This window comes from Streptomyces jumonjinensis, assembly GCF_009600885.1.
Classification (GTDB): Bacteria; Actinomycetota; Actinomycetes; order Streptomycetales; family Streptomycetaceae; genus Streptomyces; species Streptomyces jumonjinensis.
The window spans coordinates 94,992-101,316 of sequence record NZ_VCLA01000172.1 but is presented as its reverse complement, the minus strand read 5'-3'; the positions used below and the strand labels follow the sequence as shown (position 1 = coordinate 101,316).

Annotated in this window: 5 protein-coding genes and 1 pseudogene; 3 read left to right on the top strand and 3 right to left on the bottom strand. The window is 72.5% G+C overall.

What is annotated here, in order from left to right:
• Positions 1 to 693, top strand: a 693-nt coding sequence (locus FF041_RS26635) for an SbcC/MukB-like Walker B domain-containing protein (RefSeq protein WP_323392786.1), incomplete at its 5' end; no start/stop codon positions are given.
• A gap of 22 nt (positions 694 to 715) precedes the next feature.
• On the opposite strand, the gene FF041_RS26630 is transcribed toward FF041_RS26635, so the two are convergent.
• On the bottom strand, positions 716 to 1,162 hold the full coding sequence (locus FF041_RS26630) for an Lrp/AsnC family transcriptional regulator (RefSeq protein WP_153525194.1): 447 nt from the start codon (positions 1,160 to 1,162) through the stop codon (positions 716 to 718).
• A 95-nt stretch (positions 1,163 to 1,257) separates the two neighbouring features.
• On the opposite strand from FF041_RS26630, the pseudogene FF041_RS39420 reads away from it, so the two are divergent.
• Positions 1,258 to 1,509: pseudogene (locus FF041_RS39420) on the top strand (rhodanese-like domain-containing protein); the annotation flags it as partial.
• A gap of 451 nt (positions 1,510 to 1,960) precedes the next feature.
• On the top strand, positions 1,961 to 2,812 hold the full coding sequence (locus FF041_RS26620; RefSeq protein ID WP_153525193.1) for an SDR family oxidoreductase: 852 nt from the start codon (positions 1,961 to 1,963) through the stop codon (positions 2,810 to 2,812).
• Between the two features lie 170 nt (positions 2,813 to 2,982).
• On the opposite strand, the gene FF041_RS26615 is transcribed toward FF041_RS26620, so the two are convergent.
• Both FF041_RS26615 and FF041_RS26610 read right to left on the bottom strand, forming a co-directional pair.
• Positions 2,983 to 4,665: a DUF885 domain-containing protein gene (locus tag FF041_RS26615; protein ID WP_153525192.1), complete on the bottom strand. Its 1,683-nt coding sequence runs from the start codon at positions 4,663 to 4,665 to the stop codon at positions 2,983 to 2,985.
• A gap of 231 nt (positions 4,666 to 4,896) precedes the next feature.
• Entirely contained in the window at positions 4,897 to 6,315 is a 1,419-nt protein-coding gene (locus FF041_RS26610) for a GNAT family N-acetyltransferase (RefSeq protein ID WP_153525191.1), read from the bottom strand.
• Positions 6,316 to 6,325 lie beyond the last annotated feature (10 nt).

Genomic DNA, 6,325 nt, shown 5'->3' with positions numbered 1-6,325 from the left:
GAGACCGCCGAACGGGCGCTGCGCCAGGCCGTGTCCGCGTACGCCGCCGCGTGCGACCGGTGCGGTGAGCTCGGCCGGCTGTCGGAGCGGGCCGCCGCCGAGTCGCTCGCTCTCGGACCGCTGCGCGAGGAGTACGACCGGGTCGCCCGGCTCGCCGGTCTCACCGCGGGCACCTCCGCCGACAACGAGCGGAAGATGCGCCTGGAGTCCTATGTGCTGGCGGCCCGGCTCGAACAGGTCGCGGCGGCGGCCACCGTACGGCTCCGGCGGATGTCCCAGGGCCGCTACAGCCTGGTGCACTCCGACGCCCGCTCGGGCGGCAGACGCTCCGGTCTCGGGCTCCATGTCGTGGACTCCTGGACCGGCGGCGAACGCGACACAGCGACCCTCTCCGGCGGTGAGACCTTCTTCGCCTCGCTGGCGCTGGCGCTGGGCCTCGCCGATGTGGTCACCGAGGAGGCCGGGGGAGTGCGACTGGACACCCTCTTCATCGACGAGGGCTTCGGCAGCCTGGACGAACAGACCCTGGACGAGGTCATCGACGTACTGGACTCCCTGCGGGAACGGGACCGCAGCGTCGGCATCGTCAGCCATGTCGCCGATCTGCGCCGCCGTATCCCCACCCAGCTCGAAGTGGTCAAGCAGCGCCACGGCTCCACGGTCCGGCTGCGCACCGCGCCGCTGGGCGGCTGACCGCCGGGCGGCGGCCGTCCGCTCAGCGGCTGACCGCCCGGTGCGGCAGCGGTGAGGAGTAGACGATGCTGGTGGTGACCGAGCCGAGGGCGCCGATACGGCCCGTGACCTCCTCCAGATGGTTCATGGACCGGGTGGCGACCTTCAGTACGAAGCAGTCGTCACCGGTCACATGGTGCGCCTCCAGGATCTCCGGAGTCGTCTCCAGAAGATCGTGGAACGGCTTGTAGTTGCCGTTGGGGTAGCGCAGGCGGACGAAGGCCAGGATCGGCAGCCCCAGCCGCTCCCGGTCCACCACCGCCGTATAGCCCGCGATGACGCCCGCCTCCTCCAGCCGCCGCACCCGCTCCGTCACGGCGCTCGCGGACATGGAGACCGTCCGCGCCAGTTCGGCGAAGCTGGCCCGGCCGTCGCGTTGCAGGGCCGCCAGAATGCGCCAGTCCGTGGCGTCCGGTGAATATCCGCTCATAGTTCATAGACAACAGGGCGATGCATGGCGGATCAAGACGTTCCCCGGGGAATTCCCCTTCAGCGGGACCGATCACCGGCCATAGATTCTCAGCCATGACAACGAGTCCGCTCACCGTGAACCCCGTTCTGCGCGTCCCTCCCGCCGCGCCCGCCGCTGCCGCCGCGTACTTCTCCGCGAGCCTGGCCTGTCACGCCGACGTCTCCGACGTCGCCGCTGCGCTCGCCCTGGGAGTCGACCCCGGATTCACCGTGGTCGACTCCCGTTCCACCGCCTCCTGGGACCAGGGGCATGTCCCCGGCGCGGTCCATCTGCCGACCGCGCTGATCACCCGGGATGGACGGCGGGCGGGCGGGTTTGAGGTCTCATGGGAGGGGGCCGCGCAGGGGTGGTGCCGGGACGTAAAGCGTGATTTGTGGCGCGGAGGAGGCCCGTCATTAAACAGGGACTGGAAACGCGCCGTAAATCATGAGTCCCGGCACCACCCCGGAGCGGACCCCGGACCCCAGCACACCGCACCCACCCGAAGCACCCGCACCCGCACCCTCAAGCACCCCCGCCCAGCCCCGAAGCACCCGGACCCGGCAAGGGCCCCAGCCCCGAAGCACCCCGGCGCGGCCGACTCAGCCCGCCCCCGCCGGCACGGACGACTGCGGCTGCTGAACCGGGCGGACCGGTGGCGGGTGGACCGGTGACGGGCGGGAGCAGGCGGGCGGGGAACCGGGGGCCGCGGAGCCGGTGGCCGCGGCGGGGAAAATCATGTGACAGCCCGTCCGGTCTTCGACAGGGTGGGGGCCTATGCCGAGAATCCCTCACCCCCACCCCGAATCCCTGCGCCGCGACCCGCTTCCCCTGCGGGGCCGGACCGCGCTGGTCACCGGGGCCAGCCGGCGCGGCGGCATCGGCTACGCGGTCGCCCGCAGGCTGGCCGCGTACGGCGCCAGCGTCTATCTCCACCACCATGTGCCGCATGACGCGTCCCAGCCGTGGGGCGCCGACCCCGAAGGCCCTGAAGCCGTGGCCGCCGGGGTGCGCGCGGCGCTCGCGGACCCCGACGCCCGGGTCTGCCACGGCCCCGGCGATCTCTCCGACGCCGCCGCCCCCGCCAGGCTCATCGCCGAGGCGGCCGAGGCGCTCGGCGGCCGGATCGACGTCCTCGTCGCCAACCACGCCCGCAGCGGCGCCGACGGCCGGCTGCTGGAGATCGACGCGGAGATGCTCGACAGCCACTGGGCCGTCGACACCCGCTCGGTGATCCTGCTGATCCAGGAGTACGCACGGCTGCGGGCCGCCCTGCCGCCGCGCACCCCGGGCGGCAGGGTCATGATGATGACCTCGGGCCAGGACATCGCCGGCGGAATGCCCACGGAGCTGGCGTATGCGCTGGCCAAGGGCGCGCTGGCATCCGCGACCCGGTCGCTCGCCACCGAGCTCTCAGCGCTCGCGGTGACCGTCAACACGGTCAACCCGGGCCCGGTGGACACGGACTACATGGACGGCGACGACTACCAGGCCATCGCCGGCATGTTCCCCAGCGGACGCTGGGGGATGCCCGACGACCCGGCGCGGCTGATCGCCTGGCTGGCGACGGACGAGTCCGAGTGGATCACCGGCCAGGTCATCGACTCCGAGGGTGGGTTCCGCCGCTGACGACCGGGGTCTCCCGCGCGGCGGCGCCCTCGGCGGGCACGGCGGGGACCCGTCCGCGCGTACGCCCGGGACCGCCGCCGCCGGGAGCCCGCCCGCCGCTGGAACCCAAGTGCGTACGGCCGGGGTCTTCTGGTGCGCGGCGGAGCCCCCGGCCGTCCCTCAGCCCGTGCTCACAGCTTCGACCGCTCGTCCACGAGATCGTCGAGCCCCAGCGAGCCCTGCGACAGCGCCGCCATGTGCCAGGCCTTGGCGTCGAAGGCGTCACCGTGCGCCGCGCGCGCGTTCTCCCGGCCCAGCAGCCAGGCCCGCTCGCCGAGTTTGTAGCCGATGGCCTGGGCCGGCATCGACAGATAGCGTGTCAGCTCGCTCTCCACGAAGTCCGCCGGACGGCCGCTGTGGCCGCCGAAGAACTCCTGGGCCAGTTCGGGGGTCCAGCGCTCACCGGGATGGAACGGCGAATCCATCGGAATCTCCAGCTCCAGATGCATGCCGATATCCACGATCACCCGGCAGGCACGCATCATCTGCGCGTCCAGATAGCCGAGCCTGCGCTCCGGGTCGGGCAGATATCCCAGCTCGTCCATGAGCCGTTCCGCGTACAGCGCCCAGCCCTCGACATTGGCGCTCACCCCGCCGATCGTGGCCTGGTAGCGGGAGAGCTGGTCGGCGACATGCACCCACTGCGCCCGCTGGAGATGATGGCCCGGCACCCCCTCGTGGTACCAGGTCGACACCAGGTCGTACACGGCGAAGCGGGTCGCGCCCATGGTCGGCAGCCAGGTCTGGCCGGGCCGGGAGAAGTCCTCCGACGGGCTGGTGTAGTACGGCGCCGCCGCACTGCCCGCGGGAGCGATCCGCGACTCCACCTTCCGTACCCGCTCGGCCAGTTCGAAATGGGTGCCGTCGAGCGCCTCGATCGCCTCGTCCATCAGCGCCTGGAGCCAGCGCCGCGCCTCCTCGACGCCCTCGATATGCCGGCCGTGCACATCGAGATGGGCGAGCGCCTCCCAGGGACCCGAACCCGGCAGGATCTTCTCGGCCTCGGTCTTCATCTCGGCCAGCAGCCGGTGGTACTCCGCCCAGCCGTACGCGTACGCCTCGTCGAGATCGAGATCGGTGCCGTTGAAATAGCGCGACCAGCGGGCGTACCGCTCCCGGCCCACGGTGTCCGGCGCGTCCGCGACGGCGGGCGCGTACACATCGCGCATCCAGTCGCGCAGTTCGGCCAGGGCATGGGTGGCGACCCCGGCCGCGCCGTCGAGTTCGGCGCGGAGCGCGGCGGGACCGTCGGCGACGAACTCCGCGAACCAGCTGCGGTCCGTACCGATCCATTCCGTCATCTGGCCGATATTGGTCGCGGTGGCCCGGGGGCCGCCGAAGAGCTTGCGCTCCAGGCCCAGTTCCAGGCACTCCCGGTAACCGGCCAGCGCGCGGGGCACGGCCCGCAGCCGCTGGGCCACGGCGGCCCAGTCCGCTTCGGTCCCGGTCGGGGTCACGGTGAACACTTCGCGTACGGAGTGCAAGGGCGAGCGCAGATTGCTCACCCTGCGCAGCCACTCCTCCGCTTCGTGCATGGCGAGTTCGGCCGTCAGCCGCTCACGCAGCAGCCGGCCGCAGCGCCGTTCGACGGCGCTCTCGGCACCCGGCTGCTTCTCGGCGGCGTCGAGCCGGGCGAGGGTCTCCCTGACGAGTTCGGCGCGTTGCTCCTGACCGGCCGGCGAGTAGTCGGGAAGGAAGCCCGAACTCTCCCTGACTCCCAGATAGGTGCCGATGGTCGGATCGAGTTCGATGAGCGCGTCGACATAGGCGTCGGCGACCTGGCGGGGCAGCAGGTTGCTGGAGATTACTGACATGCACACATCCTCATACGAGTGGGGGGTCTGCGTCACCATCGTCTGATCGAGGCATGTAGTCGGCCAGGTCACGCGCCGGTTCACTGGCCGGATCCCTGCTTCTTGGCAGCCCACCGGCTGATCGGAGGCCCCGCCGCCGGGAAGCGCGCGGGCCCGTTCCGTGAAGGTGAAGCGCTGAAGGTACCGATCAGCCCGCTGGGGTGCGGACGCGCCCGCACGGAGAGCGGGTGCTCAGCGTTCGGCCTCTTCGAGCCGTGGGCCCGGCTCCGCGCCCGCTCCGGCCAGCTGGGCGGTGACGACCAGGACGCCCCCTTCCACCTGGTAGTCGAGCGGCAGACCGAGGCCGCGCATCGCCGCGACCATCCCCGTGTTGGACGACTGGGTGACCGCGTACACCTGGCCGCAGCCCGCCTCCCGGGCCAGCCCGATCAGCCGGCCGAGCAGCTCGGAGCCGATCCCGCGGCGCTGCCAGGAGTCCTCCACGATCAGCGCGAGCTCGGTCTCGTCCCCGTCCCACAGCAGATGGCCGAGGGCGACCAGCCGGCCCGACTCGGTCTGTGCCGCGAGACTCCGGCCGAAGCGCGGGCTCAGCAGATGGTCCAGATAGCGGTGGGCGTCGCCGGAGGACCCGTGGTACCGCTGTCTCAGCGTCCGGTCGGAGCACCGCTCCTGCATGGCCTTGGCCGCCGCGACATCGCGCTGATCGGCCCGGCGCACGGTGATCTCACCGCCCTCGGGGAGGGTGAGCACGTCCCGGTGGCGCGGAACCCGGGCCCCGAGCCGGGCGTCCAGCTCCAGCAGCGCCCGGGCCCGGGCGAACTCGGCCGGGGTGAACGGCAGATGGGGCCGCTCCACGGTGAGCTCGCCGCCGCTCGGATCGCGCAGCCTCATCACCGTCTCCTCCAGCACTCCTTCCACGGGAGGGAGATCCCCGGCGGGACGGCCGGCGGGAGAGACGGCGGGGCGGGAGTGAACGGTGCAGCGGCCGAGCAGCCGGCGCAGCGCGAGCGGCAGCTCGGCCGAGTCCAGCGCCGTACGGGTGGCGAGAGCGAGCACCCGGGTCGGGGTGTCGACCAGATCGTGGGGGTCGGCGCGCTCGGTCCAGGTGTCGCGGCCCCCGGCCGCCGCCACCGCGTCGGTGAGCCGCCGGGCCGGGATCGAGGCGGGCGTCCGCAGCAGGAACTCGTCCACCGTCCCCTCGGCGAGCGGATGCGTCTGGAGGGTGAGGATGTCGACGCCGAGGGAGGCGAGCGCGGTGCAGAGCGCCGCGAGGCTGCCGGGCGCGTCCCGCACGGTGGTACGCATCCGCCAGAGCGCCGTCCCCTCGGTCCCCTCCGTCCGATCCTCCTCCGTGCCACCAGCGCCATCGGCGGGGTGAGCCGTATCGGCCGGAGGGGCATGGCGGTGATGCCGCGCCCACCAGGCGGGGAAGGCGGCCATGGCGATGACGGCCATGGCGATGACGGCCACGGCGATGACGGCCACGGCCGCGAGGAGCGGCGGAAACGGACCGCCCGGCTCGGCTCCGGTCAGATGGACGGCCGCTCCGGCGACCGCTGCCACGGTGCACAGGGCGGCCGGCCCGACCGGGACCCGCCGCCGCCGGTGGTGGGGGCGGCGGGCGCTCTTCACAGCGGTCACAAGGGTCATGACGCCACTC